General features: G+C 70.0%; 20 protein-coding genes. 6 read left to right on the top strand and 14 right to left on the bottom strand.

Annotation, left to right across the window (positions count from 1 at the left end; genetic code table 11):
* Positions 1–72: 72 nt before the first annotated feature.
* The 6 genes from ASG40_RS15300 to ASG40_RS15275 all read right to left on the bottom strand — a co-directional run bounded on the left by ASG40_RS15300 (position 73) and on the right by ASG40_RS15275 (position 6,587).
* Entirely contained in the window at positions 73–933 is an 861-nt protein-coding gene (locus ASG40_RS15300; RefSeq protein WP_055887622.1) for a transglutaminase-like domain-containing protein, read from the bottom strand.
* Positions 934–1,114: 181 nt separating this feature from the next.
* Positions 1,115–1,741 (bottom strand): LutC/YkgG family protein, encoded by a 627-nt coding sequence (locus ASG40_RS15295; RefSeq protein WP_055887620.1) that lies wholly within the window; start codon positions 1,739–1,741, stop codon positions 1,115–1,117.
* A complete protein-coding gene (locus ASG40_RS15290; RefSeq protein ID WP_055887617.1) occupies positions 1,738–3,315 on the bottom strand; it encodes a lactate utilization protein B in 1,578 nt (525 codons plus the stop codon). The genes ASG40_RS15295 and ASG40_RS15290 overlap by 4 nt, the downstream gene beginning before the upstream one ends.
* A complete protein-coding gene (locus ASG40_RS15285; protein ID WP_055887615.1) occupies positions 3,312–4,055 on the bottom strand; it encodes a (Fe-S)-binding protein in 744 nt (247 codons plus the stop codon). The genes ASG40_RS15290 and ASG40_RS15285 overlap by 4 nt, the downstream gene beginning before the upstream one ends.
* 95 nt (positions 4,056–4,150) lie before the next feature.
* Positions 4,151–5,914, bottom strand: a complete 1,764-nt coding sequence (poxB, locus tag ASG40_RS15280; RefSeq protein WP_055887612.1) for a ubiquinone-dependent pyruvate dehydrogenase — start codon at positions 5,912–5,914, stop codon at positions 4,151–4,153.
* 61 nt (positions 5,915–5,975) lie between these two features.
* The gene (locus tag ASG40_RS15275) at positions 5,976–6,587 is read right to left on the bottom strand and encodes a cysteine hydrolase family protein (RefSeq protein ID WP_055887609.1); all 612 of its coding nucleotides are present in this window, start codon (positions 6,585–6,587) and stop codon (positions 5,976–5,978) included.
* Between the two features lie 263 nt (positions 6,588–6,850).
* Here ASG40_RS15275 and ASG40_RS15270 point away from each other — a divergent pair, with 263 nt between their 5' ends.
* The 3 genes from ASG40_RS15270 (at position 6,851) to ASG40_RS15260 (ending at position 10,587) form a co-directional block, all read left to right on the top strand.
* The gene (locus ASG40_RS15270; RefSeq protein ID WP_244480634.1) at positions 6,851–9,505 is read left to right on the top strand and encodes a PBP1A family penicillin-binding protein; all 2,655 of its coding nucleotides are present in this window, start codon (positions 6,851–6,853) and stop codon (positions 9,503–9,505) included.
* Between the two features lie 83 nt (positions 9,506–9,588).
* Positions 9,589–9,768 (top strand): hypothetical protein, encoded by a 180-nt coding sequence (locus ASG40_RS15265; RefSeq protein WP_055887606.1) that lies wholly within the window; start codon positions 9,589–9,591, stop codon positions 9,766–9,768.
* Between the two features lie 117 nt (positions 9,769–9,885).
* Positions 9,886–10,587 carry a VIT1/CCC1 transporter family protein gene (locus tag ASG40_RS15260; protein ID WP_055887596.1) on the top strand — a complete coding sequence of 234 codons (702 nt, stop codon included), beginning with the start codon at positions 9,886–9,888 and terminating at the stop codon, positions 10,585–10,587.
* Between the two features lie 46 nt (positions 10,588–10,633).
* On the opposite strand, the gene ASG40_RS15255 is transcribed toward ASG40_RS15260, so the two are convergent.
* A complete protein-coding gene (locus ASG40_RS15255) occupies positions 10,634–11,326 on the bottom strand; it encodes a ceramidase domain-containing protein (RefSeq protein ID WP_055887593.1) in 693 nt (230 codons plus the stop codon).
* 108 nt (positions 11,327–11,434) lie between these two features.
* Between ASG40_RS15255 and xth the strand changes: the two genes are divergently transcribed.
* Positions 11,435–12,229 (top strand): exodeoxyribonuclease III, encoded by a 795-nt coding sequence (xth, locus tag ASG40_RS15250; protein ID WP_055887589.1) that lies wholly within the window; start codon positions 11,435–11,437, stop codon positions 12,227–12,229.
* A gap of 85 nt (positions 12,230–12,314) precedes the next feature.
* On the top strand, positions 12,315–12,941 hold the full coding sequence (locus ASG40_RS15245) for a glutathione S-transferase family protein (protein ID WP_055887586.1): 627 nt from the start codon (positions 12,315–12,317) through the stop codon (positions 12,939–12,941).
* Positions 12,942–13,180: 239 nt separating this feature from the next.
* Here ASG40_RS15245 and ASG40_RS15240 read toward each other — a convergent pair whose 3' ends face one another.
* The 6 genes from ASG40_RS15240 to ASG40_RS15220 form a co-directional block, all read right to left on the bottom strand.
* Entirely contained in the window at positions 13,181–14,086 is a 906-nt protein-coding gene (locus ASG40_RS15240; RefSeq protein WP_055887584.1) for a tetratricopeptide repeat protein, read from the bottom strand.
* On the bottom strand, positions 14,073–15,803 hold the full coding sequence (gene ilvD / locus ASG40_RS15235; protein WP_055887580.1) for a dihydroxy-acid dehydratase: 1,731 nt from the start codon (positions 15,801–15,803) through the stop codon (positions 14,073–14,075). Before ilvD ends, ASG40_RS15240 begins: the two co-directional genes overlap by 14 nt.
* A gap of 521 nt (positions 15,804–16,324) precedes the next feature.
* Positions 16,325–18,004 carry a methyl-accepting chemotaxis protein gene (locus tag ASG40_RS15230; RefSeq protein ID WP_055887577.1) on the bottom strand — a complete coding sequence of 560 codons (1,680 nt, stop codon included), beginning with the start codon at positions 18,002–18,004 and terminating at the stop codon, positions 16,325–16,327.
* A 431-nt stretch (positions 18,005–18,435) separates the two neighbouring features.
* The gene (locus ASG40_RS21305; protein ID WP_156387757.1) at positions 18,436–19,368 is read right to left on the bottom strand and encodes a hypothetical protein; all 933 of its coding nucleotides are present in this window, start codon (positions 19,366–19,368) and stop codon (positions 18,436–18,438) included.
* Between the two features lie 61 nt (positions 19,369–19,429).
* On the bottom strand, positions 19,430–21,223 hold the full coding sequence (locus ASG40_RS15225) for a hypothetical protein (RefSeq protein WP_055887574.1): 1,794 nt from the start codon (positions 21,221–21,223) through the stop codon (positions 19,430–19,432).
* Positions 21,224–21,225: 2 nt separating this feature from the next.
* On the bottom strand, positions 21,226–21,588 hold the full coding sequence (locus tag ASG40_RS15220) for a plasmid mobilization protein (RefSeq protein ID WP_055887572.1): 363 nt from the start codon (positions 21,586–21,588) through the stop codon (positions 21,226–21,228).
* Between the two features lie 271 nt (positions 21,589–21,859).
* Between ASG40_RS15220 and ASG40_RS15215 the strand changes: the two genes are divergently transcribed.
* Positions 21,860–22,405: a hypothetical protein gene (locus ASG40_RS15215; protein ID WP_055887569.1), complete on the top strand. Its 546-nt coding sequence runs from the start codon at positions 21,860–21,862 to the stop codon at positions 22,403–22,405.
* A 140-nt stretch (positions 22,406–22,545) separates the two neighbouring features.
* Here ASG40_RS15215 and ASG40_RS15210 read toward each other — a convergent pair whose 3' ends face one another.
* Positions 22,546–23,175 carry a recombinase family protein gene (locus ASG40_RS15210; RefSeq protein ID WP_055887567.1) on the bottom strand — a complete coding sequence of 210 codons (630 nt, stop codon included), beginning with the start codon at positions 23,173–23,175 and terminating at the stop codon, positions 22,546–22,548.
* Positions 23,176–23,188: the final 13 nt, after the last annotated feature.

The raw sequence follows: 23,188 nt of genomic DNA, 5'->3' as shown, positions 1-23,188 counted from the left end.
CACGAACTCCTCGACAACCTGTCGTGCCAATGCCGCTGCCGATCCTCGGGGCACGGCAGCGGCGCTAGCCGGTCATGCCGCCCCCGCATGCGGAGCGGGGATCTCCGTCGAGATCGCGTCGACGGTGCGGATCACCGCGTCGCTCACCCCGTCCGAGCGGGCGATGCGCACCTGCATGGCGGTGGGCTGCATGTTGCCGAAGGGGGTCGAGAACGCGATCTCGGCCGCGTCGCGGCCGACGCCGATGCGCACGAGGCCGTCGAGGTTGGCCTGCCGGGTCGCGTCGAACAGCCACCAGCGCCCGTCGAGATAGGCCTCGAACACTGCGTGGAAGTCGCTCGGCACGAGGCCGTGCGCATAGGCGGAGACGAACCGGGCGGGAATGCCCAGGGCCCGGCAGAAGGCGATCCCGAGATGTGCGAAGTCGCGGCAGACGCCGGCTCGGCGCAGCAGGCTCTCGTCGGCGGTGGTCTCCGCATCGCTTGTGCCGGCCTGATAGGTGATGTGGGTGTGGATCCACGAGCAGATCGCGTTGACGCGCTGGTGGCCCTTGGGCAGGGCGCCGAACTCGGCCACGGCGAAGGGCGTCAGCCGGTCGGAGGAGACGTAGCGGCTCGGCAGCAGGAAGGGCAGGATGTCGAGGGGCAGCCGATTGACCGGGGTCTCGCCGATGGTCGCCGGGTCGGCCCGGAACGGGGTCAGATCCACCGTAGCGTTGTACTCGAGCGAGAACGGACCGGGTTGCACCACGACGCCGAGGTAGCGGTTCTGCAGGTCGGGGGTCACGTAGGTCCGCCGCGGCAGGTCGGGGGCCAGGGTCAGGGCCTCGCTCAGGATCTCCAGGCTTTGGAGGTGGGCGACCTCCACGTTGAAGATGAAGACCGTCTCCGAAAGGATGTTGTAGGACAGACTGCAGCCCAGCTCGTATCGCACTCGTCGCTCCCTGGCATCACATCGACCGCCGTTCCGTGCCGCAAAGCAAGGACCGGACCTCGCACAGCCAAGATCGCGAGACGGGCGGGGTTCCACGCGCTCGCGCCAGGCGGGCGTCGGAGAACCGCGTCGCCGCTGCACGATCCGCGACGGCCCGCGGCCACGGCGTGGGCGGCGGCGTTCAGGACGTCGCGGACCGTTCGCCGACGCCCTCCTCCGTCCGCGGCAGCAGCAGTACCGTCAGCGAGCGCACCCCTTGCGCGCCGTGGATCAGCACGCCCTCGATGTCGGCGGTGGCCGAGGGGCCGGTGTGGAGCACGGCGTAATCCGCCCGGGCGAAGTCCGGCCGGCGGTAGGCGGCCTGGATGTTGACCAGGATATCGGCCGGGTCGAGCAGCACGACGAGGTGCTGGGCGAGGTAGGCCACGGCGTTCACCTGCAACTCGGCCTGGGTGAACAGCACGGAACCGGTCTCGGCGACGCCGAACACCGCGCGCACGATCGCCACGTCCACATCGGCCAGATCGGCCGGCAGCGCCACCTGCGCCAGGTCGCGGTTGCCCGCGATCTCGGGCACGGCGGAGGCGATCACCGCGGCGCCGTCGAGACGCTCGCGCACGGCGGCGAACGGGTCCTGCCCGGGCACGACCTCGGCGACCCGCCCGCCCATGCGCTGAAGGCGCTCGCCGAACTCGGCCACGAGATCGTCGCCGACCAGGGGCGCGAACGCCGGGATCTCCGGCAGGGGATGATCGCCGGCCGGGCGGTTGCGCCGGATCGTGGCGAGGGTGGTCTCGCGCGCGCTCACGATGCGCCGTCCTTCTTCGCAGCGGACGTTTCGGCTCCGGCCTTCTTCCCCATCCGGTTCTGCTTGTACCAGCTGTGGAAGCTCCGGCCCGGGCTGTCGGGCATCTCGCGCGCCTTCCCCCAGGTGTTGAGCGGGTTGTAGACGGCAAAGCGCGGCAGGACCTTCAAGGCGGAATCGGCCGCACCGATGGCGGCGCGGTAGGCCGCCGGGCGGCTCAGCACCTGGCCCGCCGCCTTCATCATGCCCTGCTTGAGGAGCGGGATCTGGTGCTCCTCGGCCAGCACCTTGCGCCAGGCGAAGATCTGCTCGTGGATGTTGATCTTGACCGGGCAGACGTTGGTGCAGGAACCGTTCATCGTCGAGGAGAACGGCAGGGTCGAGTACTTCCGCTTGTTGAAGGTCGGATCGATGATGAGACCGATCGGCCCCGAATAGGTGGCGCCGTAGCTCAAGCCTCCGCTGCGCCGGTAGACCGGGCAGGTGTTCATGCAGGCGCCGCAGCGGATGCATTTGAGCGAGGTCCAGAACTCCTCCATCCCGAGCCGCTCCGAACGGCCGTTGTCGACCAGCACCATGTGCATCTCGGTGCCCTTGCGGGGCGCGCGGAAATGCGAGGTGTACTGGGTGATGGGGGAGCCGAGCGCCGAGCGCGAGAGCAGGCGCAGGAACACGCCGAGATGCTCGATGCGCGGGATCAGCTTCTCGATGCCGATGGAGTGGATCTGGAGCTTGGGCACGTTGCCCGAGAGATCGGCGTTGCCCTCGTTGGTGCAGGTCACCACCGTGCCGGTCTCGGCGATGGCGAAGTTGCACCCCGTCAACCCGGCGTCCGCCTCCAGGATAAGCGGGCGCGTGTGCATGCGCTGGCTCTCGGCGAGGTACTTGGCATCGTCGTTCTCCGGGTCGGTGCCCATGGTGCGAGCAAACACCTCGGCCACGTCGAAGCGGGTCTTGTGCACGGCCGGCACCACCACGTGGCTCGGCTCCTCGTCGTCGAGCTGCTGGATGCGCTCGCCCAGATCCGTCTCGATCACCTCGATGCCGGTGGTCGCCATGTAGTGGCGAAACCCGCATTCCTCGGTCAGCATCGACTTCGACTTGATCAGCGACCTGGCGCCATGATCCTTGAGGATGCCGTGGACGATGCGGTTGTGGTCGGCCCCGTCGGTCGCCCAATGCACGTGGACGCCGTTGGCCTTGGCGGCCGCCTCGAACTGCTCGAGGTAGTGGTCGAGGCGGCTCAGCGTGTGGGTCTTGATGGCGGAGGCGAGCTCGCGCAGCTCCTCCCACTCCGGGATGCCGAAGGCGGCGGTGTCGCGCTTGGTGCGCAGGTCCCAGAGCCGTGCGTCGTGGGCGGCCTGGTGCAGCGGGGCGGCGAGGAAGCGTTCGGCCGCCTCGGCCTGGTCGATCGGCCGGTCGCCGCGGATCTTGGCGCCGCGCGGCTGGGCCTCCCGCGGGGCTTTCACCGCCACGGGCTTCGTCGCGGCCTCGGCATGCTGGAGGGGGCGCCCGTCCTGGCCGCGGGCGCTCTCGGCCGGGGGCTCGGAGAGGCGGGGCTGGTCCTCGATGCTCATGCTGTCGCTCCATTGAGGATGCGGGCGATGTGGATGAACTTGAGCGGCACGCCGACCCGGTCGGCACAGCCCTTCTGGTGCATCAGGCAGGAGGAATCGGCCGAGACCACGTAGTCGGCCCCCGCCCTGGCCTGATCGGCCACCTTGTCGTAGCCCATCTTGGCCGAGACCGCCGGCTCGAACACGCTGAAGGTGCCACCGAAACCGCAGCATTCGTCGGGCCGCGCCAGCTTGACCACCTCGATGCCGGAGACCTTGGCCAGGAGATCGAGGGGCTTGGAGAAGGCCGGCGCGTTCAGCTCCGACGGCTTGGCGTGGTGGATGCCGCGCAGGGCGTTGCAGTTGGAGTGATAGGCGACCTTGTGGGGGAAGCGCGCCCAGGGAAACGCCTCGACCTTCAGCACGTCGTGCAGGAACTCCACCAGTTCGTAGGTCCTTTCCCGCACCGCCGTCACCTCGGGGGTCTGCGGGATCGCGGTCAGATGTTCGCGCACCTGGTGCGCGCAGGAGCCGGACGGGGTCACGACGTAGTCGAAGCCGGTGAAGTTCCTGACGAACAAAGCCTCGGTGGCGGCGGCCTCGGCGTGGCAGCCGGTGTTGGTCATCGGCTGGCCGCAGCAGGTCTGGTCGAACGGGTATTCGACGTCGAGCCCCAGGCGTTCGAGCAACTCCAGGGTGGCGATGCCCACCTCCGGCTCGAAGGCGTCGACGTAGCACGGCACGAACAGTCCGATGCGCATGGCGTTTCCATATCGTTCTCGTCCAGCCCGCGTGCGCTTCCCTCCCCGCAAGGGGGAGGCGAGACGAGTCGGCCCGTTTCCAGTTTGGAAAAGCTCTACCGAATCACGTTCGTCTTCGCCAGATCGAGCACCGCGTCACCGCGTCCGCTCATCACGGCGCGCAGGACGTAGAGGCTGAAGCCCTTCACCTGCTGGCCGTCGATCTTCGGGGGGATCGACAGCTCCTGGCGGTTCACCACCACGTCGAGGACGGCGGGGCCGTCGTGGGCCAGCACCCCGCGGGCGGCGGCCTCCAAGTCGGCCGGGTCATCGACGCGCACGGCGTGGATGCCGGCGGCCCGGGCCATGGCGGCGAAATCCGGGTTCTCGAGTTCGACGCCGGTCTCGAGATAGCCCGCGGCCTTCATTTCCATCTCGACGAAGCCGAGGGAGCCGTTGTTGAAGATCACCACCTTCACCGGCAGCTTTTCCTGGCGCAGGGTGAGGAGGTCGCCCATCAGCATGGTGAAGCCGCCGTCGCCCGAGAGCGACACCACCTGCCGACCCGGCTGGGCCGCCTGCACGCCGATGGCCTGGGCCATGGCGTTGGCCATGGAGCCGTGCACCCACGATCCCAGCAGCCGGCGCTTACCGTTCATCCTGAGGTAGCGGGCCGCCCAGATCGTCGGGGTGCCGACATCGGCGGTGAAGACCGCGTCCTCGGCCGCCGCATCGCTCAGGACCTTGGCCAGGTACTGCGGATGGATCGGCGATTTGGTCCCGGCCTTGAGGCCGAACCAGCCCGACTTCGGCGTTCCGGTGGCCAGAGCGTCGAGATCCTCGCGGGCCTTGGCGTAATGCTTCAGGCTCGCATCGAGCCACGCGCGGTCGGCCTTCACCGTGAGCTTGGGCAAGAGCGCCCGCAGGGTGTCGCCGACGTCGCCCACGAGGCCGAGTGCGAGGCGGCTGCGCCGGCCGAGTTGCTCGGGCCGGATGTCGACCTGCGCCACCTTGGCGTCGCCGGGATAGAACTGCTTGTAGGGAAAATCGGTGCCGAGCATCAACAGCGTCTCGCAGCCCATCATCGCGGCATAGCCCGACGAGAACCCGATCAGCCCGGTCATGCCGACATCGTAGGGATTGTCGTATTCCACGACGTCCTTGCCGCCGAGCGCATGGACGATCGGACTCTTGAGCCTGCCCGCCACGGCCAGGAGGTCGGCGTGGGCTCCGGCGCAGCCGCGCCCGCACAGCAGGGTGACCTTGGCCGAACCGTTGAGGAGCTCGGCCAGGGCGTCGAGGTCGCGGTCGGCCGGCCGGACCAGCGGACGCGGCGGCTTGAGGCCGGGATTGGGCGAGGCCGCGCGCTTGGGCGCATCCATCTGCGCCACGTCGCCGGGGATGATGACGACGGAAACGCCGCGCTGGCCGATCGCCGCGCGCAGGGCGTTCTCCAGGACGAAGGGCAGCTGGGCCGGGTCCGAGACGACCTCGCAATAATGGCTGCATTGCGTAAACAGCGCCTTGGGGTCGGTCTCCTGGAAGTAGCCCGAGCCGATCTCGGCAGAGGGGATGTGGGCAGCGATGGCCAGCACCGGGGTGCGGCTGCGGTGGCAGTCGAACAGGCCGTTGACGAGGTGGACGTGGCCCGGCCCGCAGGAACCGGCGCAGACGGCGAGCTCGCCGGTGATCTGGCTCTCGGCGCCGGCGGCGAAGGCGCCGACCTCTTCGTGGCGGACGTGGACCCAATCGATGACGCCGCGCGCCCGGATCGATTCCGTCATCGCGTTGAGGCTGTCGCCGACCACCCCGTAGATGCGGCGGACCCCCACCTGCTGCAGGGTCTCGACGAGGAAGTCGGCGACGGTGGCGATGCGCATGGTGCGGTTCCCGTGTTCAGGAGCCGAACCGCCGGGTCCGGTCACCCGTTCCCGTGAAACGTCAGGCGCCGATCTCGGCCACCGTCGGGGCGATGACGGCGAATAGGTCGCCCAGGGTCGCCAGGCTCGCCGCCTGCAGGGCCGCGGCTGGCACGATGCCGCCGTCGAGCCCGGGAAGGGCGCGGGTGGCGGTGGCGGAGGCGACCACGGTCGGGCTGAACCCGAGGTTGAAGGCGCCGCGCGCCGTCGAGTTGATGCACATGTGCGTCATGAACCCGGCCAGGATCACCGATTTGACGCCCGCCGCCTCCAGCTGCGCCTGGAGGTCGGTGCCGACGAAGGCGTTCGGAAAAGTCTTCACGATCACCGGCTCGTCGCCCTGCGGTGCGACCTCGGGGCTGATCGCGCCGATCGGCGCGGTGACGTCGTAGGGCGAGCCCGGCCCGGCATCGTGCTGGACGTGGAACACGGGAATGCCGGCGGCGCGGGCGCGGGCGAGCAGGCTTTGGGCCTCCAGCAACGCGGGCTCGACGCCCTCCAACCGCATCACGCCCTCGCGATAGGTGTTCTGCAGGTCGATCATCACGAGGGCGGAGCCGGACAGGGTGGCCGGCGCGGGACTGAGGCCGGAGACATCGCGCAGCGTCTTGAGGGGCGTGTCCGAAGCGGTCATGGCGGTGGTTCCCGATTGTTGGGGCAGGACTCGGCCGCGAACAAGCGGGGTTTGCGGATCGCGGTCAAGACGACACCGAAGATGCACGCGGCACCACGGCATCGGCGTCCGACGCGAAAACCTGTCCCGGCGTCCTCCACGGCCTAGCCTCGCCCGGCGCCGGGCGGCTAAGACTGCCGCGCCACGACCGTGACTTCACGGTCGCCATCGTCCCCTTCCCCGGTCGGCCGGGGTACATCAAGCGGTCAGGACACACGAACCGGATGACCTCGACCCCGCCCGACGACGCCGACCGCAAGGGTCCGACGACGGTCCAGGACACGCCCGCCTCCGCCAGGCAGGCCCCCGGCCCCGAGCCGAAATCCGCGCCCGACATGGCGGCCATGGCGGCATCGGCCCCGGCCGAGCCTTCGCGCATCGAGGCTTCGCGTACTGAGTCTTCGCGTACCGAAGCTTCGCGCACGACGCCCTCGCCTGCCGCGACGCAGCCGGGCGCCACGGAGCCCGATCCACGGGCGGCGGCCGGGGAAGCGGTGGCGGCCGCACGCGTCCTCGCCCGTCAGCTCGGCATCCTCGCCGCCGGCGCGGCGCGCTCAGGCGGCCGGCGCGGGCGCAGCGTGATGGGCCGCCTGGCGGCCGGCGGCGCGGCGGCAGGCGCCACCCTGGCCGCGCGGCTGCGCACCAAGCCGGCCCCGGCGGACGTGCCGACGCCACGATCGGGCACCGGGTCCGCGCCACCTCCCGCCACGGGCCGCCGCCGGCAGGTACCCTTCGCCGTCGGGATGGCCTGCGCCGTCACGGCCTTCGCGATCGCCGGCTACCTCCTGTGGATCCTGGCGACGCTGCCGCCGCTGGGCGGCGTCGTGACGGAGAACGAGCGCCGGGCGATCACGGTGGAGGCCGACGACGGCCGGGTCTTCGCCACGCGCGGCGTGTTCCAGGGCCAGAAGCTGGTGGCCGCCGACCTGCCGCCCCACCTCGCCCAGGCGATCATCGCGATCGAGGACAGGCGGTTCTATTCGCACTGGGGGGTGGACCCGCGCGGCCTCGCCCGGGCGATCTGGCGCAACCTGTCGAGCGGCGGCGTGCGCGAGGGCGCCTCCACCATCACCCAGCAGTACGTCCGCCTGACCTCGCTGACGCAGGAGAAGACCCTGCGGCGCAAGCTACAGGAGGCCATCCTGGCCCTGCGCGCCGAGAGCCAGATGACCAAGCAGGAGATCCTGCTCGGCTACCTCAACACCGCCTATTTCGGTGCCGGCGCCTACGGCGTCGATGCGGCGGCACGGCGCTACTTCGGCAAGCCGGCCAAGACCCTGACCCTGCCGGAATCGGCGATGCTCGCCGGCCTCGTGCGCGCGCCCTCGCAGCTCTCGCCGACCCGCAACTTCGGCGGCGCCAAGGAGCGCGCCGACGTCGTCCTCCAGACCATGGTCGAGACCGGCGCCATCACCACGGCGGAGGCCGACAAGGCGCGGGCCGAGACCATCACCCTGCGCACGCCGCCCGAGACGCCGCCGGGCACCAACTTCTTTCTCGACGTGGTGGCCGCCGATGCCAAGCGCCTCGCCGACACCACCGGCGACGTCACGGTGCGCACCACCCTGAACCTCGACCTGCAGAGCCTGGCCGAGGGCATCGTCGCCCGCCGCCTCGATGCGGAGGGGGTCAAGAAGAAGGCCTCCCAGGCGGCGATGGTGGTGATGTCGAAGGACGGCGCCATCCTCGCCATGGTCGGCGGCCGCGACTACGAGGAGAGTCAGTTCAACCGGGCGACGCAGGCCAAGCGCCAGCCGGGATCGCTGTTCAAGCTGTTCGTCTACCTCACCGCCTACGAGAAGGGCTACACGCCGGAAACCGTGCTGGTGGATCGGCCGATCCAGATCGGCGAATGGGAGCCGCAGAACTCCAACAACCGTTTTCGCGGGGCGGTGCCGCTGCGCAGCGCCTTCGCCCTCTCCATCAACACCATCGCCGCCCAGATCGCCGACGAGGTCGGCATCCCGGCGGTGATCGAGACCGCCCGCCAGCTCGGCGTCCAATCCGACCTGCCCAACCTGCCGAGCCTCGCCCTCGGCTCGGCCGAGGTGACGCTTCTGGAGATGACCCGCGCCTACACCGGCGTGCTCGCCAACCGCACCGGGCTCGAGAGCTTCGGGGTCCACGCGATCCGCGGCGGCACCCCCCAGCCGCTCTACCTGCGGCCCGAGCCGAAGGCCGGCGTGCCACTGCCCGGCGAGAGCCGGACGATGATGCTCGATTCGCTCCAGGCGGTGGTCGACGGGGGCACCGGCAAGGCGGCCCGCGTCGCCAACATTCCCGTCGGCGGCAAGACCGGCACGACCCAGGACTACCGCGATGCCTGGTTCGTCGGGCTCACCCCGGACCTCGTGGTGGGAGTCTGGGTCGGCAACGACGACAACACGTCGATGAACAAGGTCAGCGGCGGCGACCTGCCGGCCGCCATCTTCCGCGACTTCGTCGAGCGGGCCTCCGCGCAGATGGCCAAGGCCCGCAAGCGCCCCTCCGCCGCCCGGGCGCAGCCGGCTCCCGCCGCCGCCCCGCCGTCGACGCCGGCGAGCGCCGACCTGCGCGGCGTGCCCGAGGTGATCGACACCGGCACGCTGGCCTTCCGCGGCCGCGTCGTGCGGCTCCTGGGCGTCGAGGGCGAGGGCGGCGCCCTCGCCCGCCAGCTCGCCCGCTACCTGCGTCGCCGCGAGGTCACCTGCGCCGCTCCTCCCGAGCCGGCGGCGGGGACGCCCGGCACGGTCCGCTGCCAGATCGACGGCGACGACCTCGCCTCGCTGATCCTGGCGGCGGGCGGCGGACGGGCGGGCGAGGATGCGCCGGCCGACCTCCTCGCCGCGGAGGAGCAGGCCCGCTCCGAGCGGGCCGGTCTGTGGCGGCGCGAGCGATGAGACGACAGGACGCTTTCCGGCCGAAAGACCCCATGCCATAGTGCCGCGAGGCGACACTCAAGGTCGCGCATGGAGGTGGGCGGATGGCATTCTTCCTCGGGATCGGCGGACCCTGGATCGTCCTGATGATCCTCGACCTCCTGTCGACGAAGCGTGATCTCGACACGCTTCCCGCCGAGCAGCGGCGGCCCTGGAACGAACGCCTAGAATATCTGCTCCAGCACCGCGATCCGGTGCCCTCCCCGATCCGGCGGCGCGGCTGAGGCCGCGGGGAACCCACACTCCGGCGTCGGGAGAGACCGCAACCTCTGCCGCCTGAGACACGATCGGGCAGGCCGCTGGCGCGTCGCTCCCGGCGCGACGTTCGTCAGGGATCAACGATGCCGCCTGCCGGTTCCCATGGCGAAAGCCACCTCATCGACCGGATCGGTTGGCTCCGAGCGGCCGTGCTCGGCGCCAACGACGGCCTCGTGTCGACGGCGAGCCTGATCGTCGGCGTCGCCGCCTCGGCGGCGGCATCGAGCGAGATCCTGGTGGCGGGCTGCGCCGGGCTCGTGGCCGGTGCCATGTCGATGGCGGCCGGCGAATACGTCTCCGTCAGTTCGCAGGCGGATACCGAGCGGGCGGACCTGGCCCGCGAACGCGCCGAACTGCTGCAGGATCCTGCCGCCGAACGCGAGGAGCTGGCGGGGATCTACGTGGCGCGCGGCCTCGACCACGACCTCGCCCGGCGGGTGGCCGACCAGCTGATGGCCAAGGACGCGCTGGGCGCCCACGCCCGCGACGAACTCGGCATCTCCGAATTCACCACCGCCCGGCCGATCCAGGCGGCGCTGACCTCGGCCGCAACGTTCTCGGCCGGCGCGGCCCTGCCGCTCGCGGTCGCCTGGGCGTCTCCGGCCCACCTCGTCGTCTACCTGGTCTCGGGCGCGTCGCTGGTGTTCCTGGCCGGGCTCGGAGCACTCGGCGCCAGGGCGGGCGGGGCCGGGGTTCTGCGCGCAACCCTGCGCGTGGCGTTCTGGGGCGCCCTCGCCATGGCGGTCACGGCGGGTATCGGCCGCCTCGTCGGCACGGCGGTCTGACCCGACGACCGTCGTCGTCCGAGACCGACGTGGTCCGAGACCGCCGTCAGCGGGCGCGATGGCGCGAGGCCGTCGCCACGAGGCCGTAGAGCACCCCGGCGTTGAGGAGATGCCAGAGGAAATGCGTGCCCATCGGCAAGCTCGGGCAGAGCGCCGTATCGAGGGTGCGCAGGGTGAGCGAGAGGGCGAACAGCGCCGCGAGGCCGATGAGCGCCGAAGAGGACCGTCGCGCCGCCGCTTCTTGTCCTTTCGTCAGGCGCAGGGCCGCGGCGACGCCCACCAGGGCGAGCACCGCCGGCAGGTAGGACAGTGAGCCGTTCGTCCGCAGACCGAGCGAAGGCCCGGCGATCGCGTCGAGAGCCGGCTCCAGGCCGATGTTGAAGCCGGCGAACGACAGCGTGACGAGGATGGCCGTCGCGCTTCCCAGCCCGAGGAAGCGGCGCATCGCCAGCAGGAAGTAGGCGTAGATGAACAGCGCGATCGGGACGACGTCGGCAAAGAGCGACCAGCGCACCGCGACGGTGTGGAACAGGAACGAGCCGAGGCCGACGACGGCGATCAGGCCGGCCAGGGCCAGGGCGGCCGGATCGGCGGCCGCCGCCCGCCGCTCGCGCCAGACCAGAGCGCCGGCGGCGAGCAGGAAGGCCCCGTTCGAGACGGCATTGAGCGGCTCGGCCCAGAACGACGCATCGCCGCGCTCGCAATAGGCCCGGATGGGGGCGAACCAGGTCTCGGTCACGGCACGGCTCCCGGTTGCGGCGGCGCGAGGGCCACGGCTCGCCTTGCCAGCGGCCTGCGAAGGCCCGATGACGGGCCGCCCCTCCTCTCGCCAGCCAGATCAGAGCCCATGCGGATCGCCACCTGGAACGTCAATTCGATCAAGCAGCGGGTCGGGCATCTCACGGCCTTCCTCACGCAGGCCAAGCCCGACGTGGTCTGCCTGCAGGAGCTGAAATGCCAGGACGTGGCCTTCCCGCGCGACGAGATCGCGGCGGCGGGGTATACCGTCGAGACCCTGGGCCAAAAGGCCTACAACGGCGTCGCGCTGCTGGTGCGCGCGCCGCTGGCCGTGAGCGAGATCCGCCGCGGCCTGCCGGGCGACGAGGCCGACGAGCAGGCCCGCTACATCGAGGCGCTGATCTCCGGCGAGGATCTGGCGCCGGTACGGGTGGCCTCGATCTACCTCCCCAACGGCAACCCGGCGCCGGGACCGAAGTACGACTACAAGCTCGCCTTCATGGGCCGCCTGCGCGCCCATGCCCGCCGGCTGCTGGAAGCCGAGGAGGCGCTGGTTCTGGCGGGCGACTACAACGTCATTCCCGAGCCGGAGGATGCCGCCAACCCCGAGGCCTGGGTCGCCGACGCGCTGTTCCTGCCTCCGACCCGCGCCGCGTTCCGCGCGCTGTTGGCGGAAGGGTTCACCGAGGCGCTGCGTGCCTGCGACGGGAGCAGCGGCCTCTACACCTTCTGGGACTACCAGGCTGGCTGCTGGCAACGGAACGCCGGCATCCGCATCGACCACCTGCTGCTCTCGCCCCGGGCCGCAGACCGGCTGGTCTCGGCATCCGTGGATAAATCCCAGCGCGGCCTCGAGAAGCCCTCCGACCACGTGCCGGTGACGGTGGACCTCGCCGATCGCTGAACCCGGACCCATATGGAGCGCGACGGCCGCGCCCCGCGCCCCTCCCGGGCCCGGTCGCTTCTACCCACCTCAGGAACGCTTCCGCATGATCCTCTACGGCACCAGCCTGTCTCCCTACGTCCGCAAGATCCTCGTCGCCCTGGCCGAAAAGGGTGTCGAGGCCGAACACAACCCCTGCTTCTTCCATTCCCCCGACGCGGCCTTCCAGTCGGCGAGCCCGCTGGGCAAGATCCCGGCGATCGACGACGGCGGCTTCAAGCTCGCCGATTCCTCCGCGATCCTGTTCTACATCGAGGCCAACCACCCGACGCCGGCCTTGCTGCCCACCGAGGCCAAGGCGCGCGGCCGCGCGATCTGGTTCGACAAGTTCGGCGACACCGAGCTGTTTCCCGTGCTGATCACGCCGTTCTTCAACCGAGTGGTGAAGCCCAAGATGATGGGCCAGCCCTGCGACGACGCGGCGATCGACAAGGCCCTCACCGTGGACCTGCCCAAGCTCTACGACTACCTCGAGACCCAGGTCGACGGCCCCTACCTCGTGGGCAACGCCTTCTCGATCGCCGACATCTCCATCGTCACCGGCTTCCACAACCTGAAGCTCGCCGGCGAGGAGGTCGATGCGGGCCGCTGGCCCAAGCTCGCGGCCTATGTGGCGGCGACGCTGGAGCGGCCGTCGTTCGTGAAGGCGGTGTCGGCCTCCACCGGCGGCTGACCGCGGCATCGCTTGGCGGTTCGTATCCCGCGCTGATCAGGCCGCGTCGTGTTCCAGATGGTACGGCTTGATCAGCAGGGCCATCGCCAATGGCTAGGCGTCGCTGATCGTACGGATCTGGTCCGAGGTCAGGCGCTGTGGTCGCTCAGCGCGCAATGAAACAGGGCACGCCACGCGGATTCTCTCCGTGGGTGCTTGTCCTGGAAGGCCGGAAGGCTGCGCTCAGCGACGACCTGCATTCAACGCCGCCGCTTGGCCGATCCCGTCACCTGGGTCTGCACCTGTGTCTGCGCCTCGGCGCGGTCGGTCTCGCTGGCCTGGGTCCAGGCCTTGTCGTAGAGGGCGACGATCCAGTCGTCCTTGCGGCCCTGAGCGGCTTCACGGGCGAGCGACAGCCACATCAGGCCGCGCGAGCGCTGGACCGGCACGCCCTGGCCGTTGATGAGCAGTTGGCCGAGCAGCGCCTGGGCCGGGGCATGCCCCTTCTCCGCAGCGAGGTTGAACCAGCGCGCGGCCTGGCGCGGATCGGATTCGACGCCGGTGCCATCGAGGTAGAGCCGCGCGAGGTTGTACTGCGCGTTCGGGTCGCCGAAGTACGAGGCCGCGTAATTGAACATGTCGTAGGCGCGCTCGGGGTTGGGGCGCACGTAGGTGCCCTTGATCCCGTCGAGGAAATAGGCGCCGAGCGCCGTGAAGGCGCTGGCCACCACGCCCGAGTTCTGGGCGTCGGGGCCGTCGTCGGTGGTGTCGTCGGCGATCCGGGAGAAGAACTCGAAGGCCTTGAGGTCGTCGTGGGGCACGCCGTCGCCCTCGGCGTACATGCGGCCGAGCTTCCACAACGCGAGGGCGTGGCCCTGGCCGGCGGCGTATTCGAGGGCGCGCGCCGCGCCCTCCTTGTCGCCGGCGTTGTAGTCGCGCACGCCCGAGCGCAGGGCCTCGCGGGCGGTGCGATAGTTCCCGGCCGGCACGGGCGTGCGGGCGGCGGCATCGAGGGCCTGGCTCGGCGGGATGCCGGGCAGCAGTGTCCCGGCCACGACCGCGGCCGCCGCCAGGGCGAGGCGCAGCCGAGCGGAAACCGCGGGCCGGCCGGGATCGGCCCCGGCCGGCCGCACGGGCCGGCTGAGGTCAGTCCTAGACATCCGCATAGGCTTGAATCTCCTCGGCGCCGCCCGGATGGGTCACCGCGCCGTCCACCGCAGGCCCGACGGTCTGCATGTACTTCCAGAGATAGCCCGAGGTCGCGGAGTTGGTCCGCGGCGTCCAGGCGGCCCGGCGCGCCGCCATCTCGTCGTCCGACAGGGCGACGTCGAGGGTGCCCTTGATCGCGTCGAGCGTGATGACGTCGCCGTCGCGGATCAGGCCGATCGGCCCGCCGATGGCGGCTTCCGGCCCGACGTGGCCGACGCAGAAGCCACGGGTGGCGCCCGAGAAGCGTCCGTCGGTGATGAGCGCGACCTTGTCGCCCATGCCCTGGCCGTAGAGGGCGGCGGTGGTCGACAGCATCTCGCGCATGCCCGGGCCGCCCTTCGGGCCCTCGTAGCGGATGACGAGAACCTCGCCCTCCTTGTAGGTGCGCTTCTGGACCGCCTCGAAGCAGGCTTCCTCGCCGTCGAACACCCGGGCCGGGCCGGTGAACACCTGCTTGTCGGGGCCCATGCCGGCGACCTTCACGATGGCGCCTTCGGGAGCGAGGTTGCCGCGCAGGCCCACGACGCCACCGGTGACGGTGATGGGGGCGTTGGCCGGGCGGACCACGTCCTGGTCCGGGTTCCAGGCCACGTGCTCCATGTTCTCGGCCATGGTGCGGCCGGTAACGGTCAGGCAGTCGCCGTGCATGAAGCCGTGGTCGAGCAGCGTCTTCATGAGGAGCGGGATGCCGCCGACCTCGAACATGTCCTTGGCGACATAGCGCCCGCCCGGCTTCAGGTCGGCGATGTAGGGCGTGCGCTTGAAGATCTCGGCGACGTCGAACAGGTCGAACTTGATGCCGCACTCGTGCGCGATCGCCGGCAGGTGCAGCGCCGCGTTGGTGGAGCCGCCCGAGGCGGCCACGGCGGCCGCGGCGTTCTCCAGGGACTTGCGCGTGACGATGTCGCGCGGGCGGATGTTCTTGGCGATAAGCTCCATCACCTTCTCGCCCGCGGTCATGCAGAATCTGTCGCGGATCTCGTAGGGGGCGGGCGCGCCGGCCGAATAGGGCAGCGCCAGGCCGATCGCCTCGGAGACCGTGGCCATGGTGTTGGCGGTGAACTGGGCGCCGCAGGCCCCGGCCGAGGGACAGGCGACCTGCTCCAGCTCGTCGAGGTCTTCGAGGCTCATGTCGCCGACGGCGTGCTTGCCCACCGCCTCGAACAGGTCCTGCACGGTGACCGGCTTGCCGCGGAACGAGCCGGGCAGGATCGAGCCGCCGTAGATGAAGATCGACGGCACGTTGAGGCGCACCATGGCCATCATCATGCCGGGCAGGGACTTGTCGCAGCCGGCCAGGCCCACGAGGGCGTCGTAGGCATGGCCGCGCATGGTCAGCTCGACGGAATCGGCGATGACCTCGCGCGAGGGCAGCGAGGCGCGCATGCCGGCGTGGCCCATGGCGATGCCGTCGGTGACGGTGATGGTGCAGAACTCGCGCGGGGTGCCGTTGGCGGCCGAGACGCCCTTCTTCACCGCCTGCGCCTGGCGCATCAGCGAGATGTTGCAGGGCGCCGCCTCGTTCCAGCAGGAGGCCACGCCGACCAACGGCTGGTGGATCTGCTCCTTGGTGAGGCCCATGGCGTAGAGATACGAGCGGTGCGGCGCCCGCTCGGGCCCCTCCGTGACGTGACGGCTCGGAAGTTTCGACTTGTCTGTGGTCCGCACGTCCATCGCCTGTCCCGCGCCCCGGTCCGTTGTGCATGGACGCCGGATCGTCCCCTTCGCGGATGCGGGCGCGCTCACCGCCGGCGAGGCGATGGGGCGACCGGTTCGGCGCGTTGGGCGAATGACCCGAAATCCTGCGGTAACGCGTTGGGGAAAAAGCCGTTTACCGCGGATGCTGAGGTGGTCCCGGTTTATGGCGGGATCGCGGCGAATGAGGGCGTCTCCCAAGGCGATGTCGGGATGCTTTTGGGGTGTGTCGGCACCGCCACAGCCACGGTTCGACCGGACACCCCTGCCCTTCTCCGGAGGACGCGTTTGGGCGCGAGGGCGGGCAGGAGCGCCCCGCCCGCCGACGCCTCACCGGGATCGCGGCGAGAACCGCAGCCACCTCCGGCCGGACCTAGCCGGCGGGATCGGACGCCGTCGTCATGGCACGGGCGGCCGCTGCCGGCTCGCCCCCCGCCTCACGCGGGTGAGCGTTTCCGGCTTCGCCCCGCAACCTTCGCCCCGCAACGCCTGGGATGCGGTCAGGCCGCGCGCACCGTCGCGAGGAAACGCGTGACCTCGGCCGACAGGTGCTCGGACTGGCGCGACAGCTCGGAGGCCGCGCCCAGCACCTGGGTCGCGGCCGCGCCGGTCTCCTCGGCGGCCCCCGCCACGCTGGCGATATTGGCCGTGACGTCGCCGGTGCCGCTCGACGCCTGCGCCACGTTGCGCACGATCTCCTGCGTCGCTGCGCCCTGCTCCTCGACGGCGGCCGCGATCGAGGTCGCGACCCCGGAGATTTCCTGGATGCGATCGGTGATGACGCCGATGGCCGTGACCGCCTGACCCGTCGAGGTCTGGATGCGGGCGATCTGGCTGGAGATCTCCTCCGTCGCCCGGGTCGTCTGGCCGGCCAGGTCCTTGACCTCGGCGGCGACCACCGCGAAGCCCCGCCCCGCCTCGCCCGCGCGGGCCGCCTCGATGGTGGCGTTGAGCGCCAGGAGGTTGGTCTGGCTGGCAATGGACGAGATGAGCCCGACGACGTCTCCGATGCGGGCCGCGGCCCCGCTCAGCTCCTGGACCAGCGCACCGGTGCGGTCGGCCTCGAACACCGCCTTGCGCGCCAGTTCGGCCGAGCCGTCGACCTGCCGTCCGATCTCCTGGACCGACGAACCGAGCTCTTCGGCCGCGGCCGCGACGGTGCTGACGTTGGTGGCCGCCTCCTCGGCGGCGGTGGCGACGCTGATCGATTGCGTCGCCGTCTCCGTCGCCGTGGCGGTCATCGTCCGGGCGGTTGCCTGCAACTCGGTGGCCGAGGCCGACACCATGCCGATGACACCGCCGACCGCGGTCTCGAAATCGTCCGCCATCTGGCGCATGCCGGCCTTGCGCTGCTCCTCGGCGGCCAGACGGGCATCGGCCGTCTCGGCCTCGATGCGGCGGGCCCGGACGAGATTGTCCTTGAAGACCGCGACGGCGCTGGCCATCGCGCCGATCTCGCTGCGCTCGCCCGCATGCGGGACGTCGACGGTGGTGTCGCCCTGCGCCACCGTCTCCATCACGCCGGCCATCCGCCGGACGGGCACCGAGATCGTGGTGACGGCGATGCAGCCGATCGCCACGGTGACCGCCGCGACCAGGGCCAGGACGACGGCGATGCCGAAGCGACCGCTCTCACCGAGGGCGGTGGCCGCGACGGCGGCCTGCTTCGCGGACGTTCCGTTGAAGTCGAGTTCGGCCTTCAAGGCGGCACGGGCCGCGTTGAGGGCCGGCAGCATGCCGTCGAGCAGGTGATCGCGCGCGCCCTTCACGTCGGCATCGTGCAGACGCTGTAGGAACTCCTCGCCCAGCGCGGCATAGGCCGGGACGGTCGTGGCGACGGCCTTCCACAGAGCCTCTTCGCCCTTGCTGACCAGGGGGGCGTAATCGGCCAGGTCCTTGGCGATATCGGCCTTGCTCGCCTGCAGCCGCACGAGGGACTGCGGACGGCGCTCGTCGCTGGAAACGAAATAGGCGAGCTGCCGGCTTCGCAGCGTCTCGAAGTTCGTGGCGAGGCGCCCCAAAATCCGCGTCGACGGCAGCGCGTTGCCGCCGATCTCGTCGGTGGCGACGCTCAGGGCCTGGAGCCGGACGTAGGAGAATGCACCCAGTCCGGAGGTCAGGGCGAACAGCATCACCAGCGCACCGATGAGGCGCGCGCGAATCGTGAAGTTTGACAGCATGACGTTCGCCCCAGCGTGACGTCACAGCTATCGATACGCTGGTTAACTGCGGCTTAAGCGCATCGCAGCGTGCCTGGACTTTGACAGGCCCGATAAGGACGCCGACTTACCCCGTCGTCCGGTCTACTCGCCGATCAGCTGACGTTGCACGACGCCCGCGGCCCATGGCGGGGGATCAGGGTGGTCGGCACCGGATGCCGCTGAGGGTGACAAGCTCCGCGACGCGACACGTGGAGCCGATGGATACACTCGCCGCCATCAGCCTACCGACCGGGCCGGCCGCCTTCAGCAAAAGTCGTCATTTAGCCAATTAAACCAAGCGACTCAGCGCCACTTGCTCACCTTGCCATCATCATACGACCGACACCGCACTACACTCGAAGCCGGGCACCGAATGAGGGCAGGCCATTTCACCGAACGTCAAATCAGCCTCACGCCGAAGGACTGACTCTGGAAACGCTATGATCCGTCTTCCAAGGCAAGCTATCCAATAGATTTTGGATTATCGACCGAACCGCAACTAAAGATTTTGAGTTAATTTCTACCGATCCAAACTCGCCACTACCTAACGTGCACGAAAAGCAATCGCCAAACAGGCTTTCCAACACCAGCATACCACCGTCTGCCGCGTTAATATGCTGACTTTCGATTGGGAAAGGAACAAGCGATTTATTTTTGCTACCTGTCCATACCATTCTCTCGTCCGCATGCGCTGAAGAGTTTCGAACGCCGGCAAGATGTGGAATAGCCTTATCGATCAAATCTAACGCTTTACTAGCAGAATATTTCGAAATATCATATTTCTTTAATGTAATAAAATTTTTTCTCACCGATTCTAATGAATAAATGAACGTTTTAGCATGAATAAACGGAATTCTACGTTGGTATTGCCTGGGCATATTTCCTGCCGCGACTACTTCTTGAAGACGGATGATCTCTGCCTCAACGCGAACACCATTCGTTCCGTCCCGGTCGGTCCACGTTATCCCCCGAACTGCGGCGATCTCATCTGCCAACTCTTGTTTCCGACCGGCTTCGGCCTGCCAAGCCTTCATATCGGGCATGGCCAATTGCCTCTTCCCGTCCTCATACATGGTCAGGGCAAGGGCTGCATCGGCCAGCGCCGTTTCCAATAGAAACAGCAGGCCCTCGACCTTGCTCGCCTCAACCAGATCGCCATCGAGCCAATGTGAAGGGAAAATCAGGCAGGCGACATGCATGGCCGTGGCACCCTGTCGATCATTTCGGATCTCGTCACGGCAGATCGATAATTCAGGACATAAGGGCCTGAAAACATGACCGAAACCGTAGGTTGGCTGGGGCGCCAGGACTCCCAGCCAGGTTCCAAATTCGTGAGCAGCCATAGGGTTGAGCGGCGCCCGGTTCGATCCGGTATCACCATGTGGACCACGGACCTGGGCTGGGTCAACGGGGCCCTAACCGGGGCGCACTAGCTACTTCCAAGGCCTCACTAGCCGCCTCCTCGGTCCTCCTACGGCGGCGCTCCGTCTCGGCGAGCCACATCAGATCGGGGACCAGCAGAGCCCCGCGGCCCGGGTCGGCGTGCAGGAAGTCGGCGGCAATCGCGGCCTGCTCCATCGTGCGGACGGCCTTCGCCTCGGCATCGCGCCGCCGCTGCACCTCGGCCGGGCGGCGGCGCGCCGCCTTCTCGACCTCGACCTCGATCCCGAATGCGCGCCCGGCGACGACCCGGGCGTGCGCCATCGCCATGTCCCGAGCATGGCGGGCGGCCCCGGTGACCTGGATCAAGGCGGCGCGATGCGGCTGGAGCCGGCCGCGGGCCCACCACCACGCCCGGCGCCATCCGGTCGGCGTCAGGGCCGCCAGGGCCGCGCGTCGTGCTTCCGCCGCATCGGCCTCGGCCTGGACCCGCCCCGCCTCCTCCCGCGCCCGCACCTCAAGGGCCCGGGCCTCGGCCACCGCAGCGGGTTCCGGGACGGGGGCCCGGGCCTCATCGCGCGCCCGGCGGGCCTGGTTGTAGATGGCCTCGACCTCGGCGAGCCGCGCGGCGAGGTAGCGTCGTGCGGCTTCCTCCTGGATCGTGGCAGGGTTCAGGCCGCGGGCGAGGCGGTGCGCGGCGGCGACTTCACGGATCCGGTCCCTGCGGCCGGTCGCGGGGACTGGGCCGGCAGGCGCAGGGCCCCCTCGATCCGGGCGAGCCGGTCCCCCGCCGCTCGCTGGGCCACCAGGATCTCCACCAGCGTCTCGCGCAGGGCCTCCAAGGGGGACGGGCCCTCCCGCTCCTCCAGCAGGTCGAGGAGCGCCATCAACCGGTCCGTGCGCGTGTCGATGATCCGGGTCCGGCTGAGGATTTCCTGGGAGGGCGGCGGCGGGGACGAGGGGAGTGCCGGGGTCGGTACGGTCATCGGATTCCTCCATGCGCGCGGCCACGACGGCCCGCTTCTGCTTCACGATGCGGTCGAGGGCGCCGACCACGGCGCCCCCGGCCGCGAGGACGGTCCAGACGCCGGGCTTCTCGCCCGGGGCGAGGGACAGGCCGGCCTCGGCGAGGGAGCCCCGGAGGGCTACCGGCCCGGTCGCGGTCGCCCACGCCGCCTTCACCGCGGCGCGGGCCGCCACGTCGTCCACCCCGGCCCGGCGTAGCCTCTGACGCGCCCCGGGCGTGGTCGCCGACCGCGGCGAACCGTCCGAGCCCGCCGCCTCCAGCGCGGCGGCGACTTCGGCCCGCCCACGGGCGCGCAGGGCCTTGACCAGGGCCCGGTCGTGACGGCCGGGGGTCAGGGGCTCGCCGCGGTCGTGCTCGATCTCGCGGGCGACCCGCTCCAGACGCAGGTGCAGCCAAGCGTCATCGAGCGCCTGCCCCTCCAGCCCCCAGTGGGCCACGACGAGGTGGGCGTGGCAGGGGGCTCGGCCGGCGACCGAGGCCTTGCCATGGACGATAAGGGCGTGCGGGTGGATCGTGGGGTCGGCGCCCATCTCGCGCATCGCCCGGTCGGCGTCGGCGCTCAGGTCGGCGACAGCGCAGGTCCCTGACGGGGCGAGGCTGATGTGGTGGAAGGCCGCCGCGGCGGTGCGTGGGGCGAGGCGGCGCATCGCGGCGAGTGCCCCCGGCAGGTCCGCGGCGGCGAGACCGACGACGCGGACAACCTCGACGCTGGCGTTGCCGTCCCGGCGTAGGAGGTGGCGCGCGAGGTTCTTGGCGTCGCGTGCGGTGCGTCCGTGGCGGACGTGCTGCATGATCACGCCTCCAGCGCCGTGCAGAGGCGGGCGTCGATGGCGGCCAGCGCCGCGCGGATCGCGGCGAGTTCCGCGGCCTGGACGGGTTGGCCCTGGTTCGTCCTCCGCGCGATCTGGTTGATGAGGTTGCCGAGCCGGCCGAGGGCTCCGGTGGCCTCGCGGACCGCCTCGGTGCGGGCCGAGCGGGGCTGCGGCAGGGGCCGGCGCCGTTCGGTGCCAAGCGCCCGGCGCACCGCATCCGCGGCGTAGGACGAAGGGCCGACGCCGAGACCGGCGGCGGTCGCGCGCAAGGTCGCGCGCTCCTCCGGGCGGAGCTTGAGGGTGACGACTTCACAGAGGGACGGGAAGGTCGCGTCGGTCGCCATGGCGGGGGTTCCACAGGGGGCGTTACGCCCCCTTGGCCAGTTGTCCGGTCATACCGGACATTGCTGGCTTTCGAGGGTTCTCCTGCACAGCATCCTTTTTCACATCGATTCGACAAGGTAACACTGAGACCCGGTGGGCCTCACGGTCGAAATAGGCTGACCTGATACCTGCGCGCCTGGTCTTCCATGCATCGTGGATACCGGTATCACCTTGCGGCATCGACACTCGCTCGGCACCCTCGTCTGACCTGGACGGGAGGAGCGGACCGATATGACTGCGAGCCTGACGCCGACGCCGAGCACGGAGGCAATCCGGTGGGACCCGCACGCCGACGCCTTCGTCCGCCTGACCCTGGACCCCTGCGGCCGGATCCTGGCGCGTCGCGACCTCGAACCAGCCGCAAAGGCGGCGGCCCTGCGCCACCTGTTCCTAGTCCGCACGACGGCCGCCCAGCGCCGGGCGGTCGGGGGCCAGCTCGATCGTGCCGGCCTGCTGCTGCGGCCGGACCCGGCCGGGTGCCAGGAGGACGCCACGACCTTGACCCGGCGGTTCCTGGCCGGCGGCGCGACCCCGGCCGTCGCGGGGATGGCACTACATCTTGATGTCGAAGTCCGCGCGGTGCTGGTCCTGGCCTGGGGCCTCGGGCTCGCCCGGGCGGCACCGGGTCAGGCTCTCCCGCACCTCGAAGACCTCGACGCGGATCTACCCTACACGCCCCCGCAGGGGCCCCTGCCGGGACCGGACGTCATCGATGTAGAGGCCATCCTCGCGGAGGCAGAGGCAGCCTGCGCGTCGGCCTCGATGGATCTCGCTTGAAGCACTGGATCGGGCCGCCGGTGTGAGCGCCGCAGCCGTTCCGGCGGCGAGTGCGGTGGCGCCAACACGGCTCGGTTGAGGAAGATGGTTTCGGAATCCTTAACGGATTCCGAAACCATGGCGTTCTGGTATGGCACGCCTCAGACAGCCAATTGAGCGTTCCGAAGGCGCTTCGCCAGCTTGGCGACGGTGGCGCGGCTGCAACCGGTCAGGTCTTGGATCGAGGACCACGACGCTCCGTCCCGCAGCATGGCGGTGATGCCGGCGTTGCGCTTCACGTCCTCGGCCCGGCCCCGGTAGAGGCCAGCCGTTTTTGCCTTCGCCTGCCCCTGGGCCTGCCGGCGGCGGCGGTCGTCGTAGTCCTTGCGGGCGACCGCCGCCAGCATGTCGAGCAGCATGGCGTTGATGGCGTCGAACATCCGCGCGGTGAACGGGTCGGCTTCCGTGCTCGCCATTGTCCACGAAGTCGGCAGGTCGAGGGCGACGACGCGGATACGGCGGGCGGCCATGTCGACTTTCAGGCGCTCCCAATCCTCGGCGGTGAGGCGCGACAGGCGGTCGACCTGCTCGACCAGAAGCACATCACCGGAGTGCGCGTCCCCGAGCAGGCGGAAAAGCTCGGGCCGGGCCAGCGAGGCGCCTGAAGCGTTCTCGACATAAGTTGCGGCGATGGTCAGGCCGCGCTCGGTGGCGAAGCGTTCGAGGTCGGCCCGGGCCCGGGAGGCATCCTGGTCGTCGGTGGAGGCGCGGAGGTAGGCACGGACGAACATCGGGAGGCCAGAG

The organism is Methylobacterium sp. Leaf399 (genome assembly GCF_001424525.1).
Taxonomy (GTDB): Bacteria; Pseudomonadota; Alphaproteobacteria; order Rhizobiales; family Beijerinckiaceae; genus Methylobacterium.
This window is presented reverse-complemented; position numbering and strand designations above follow the sequence as displayed.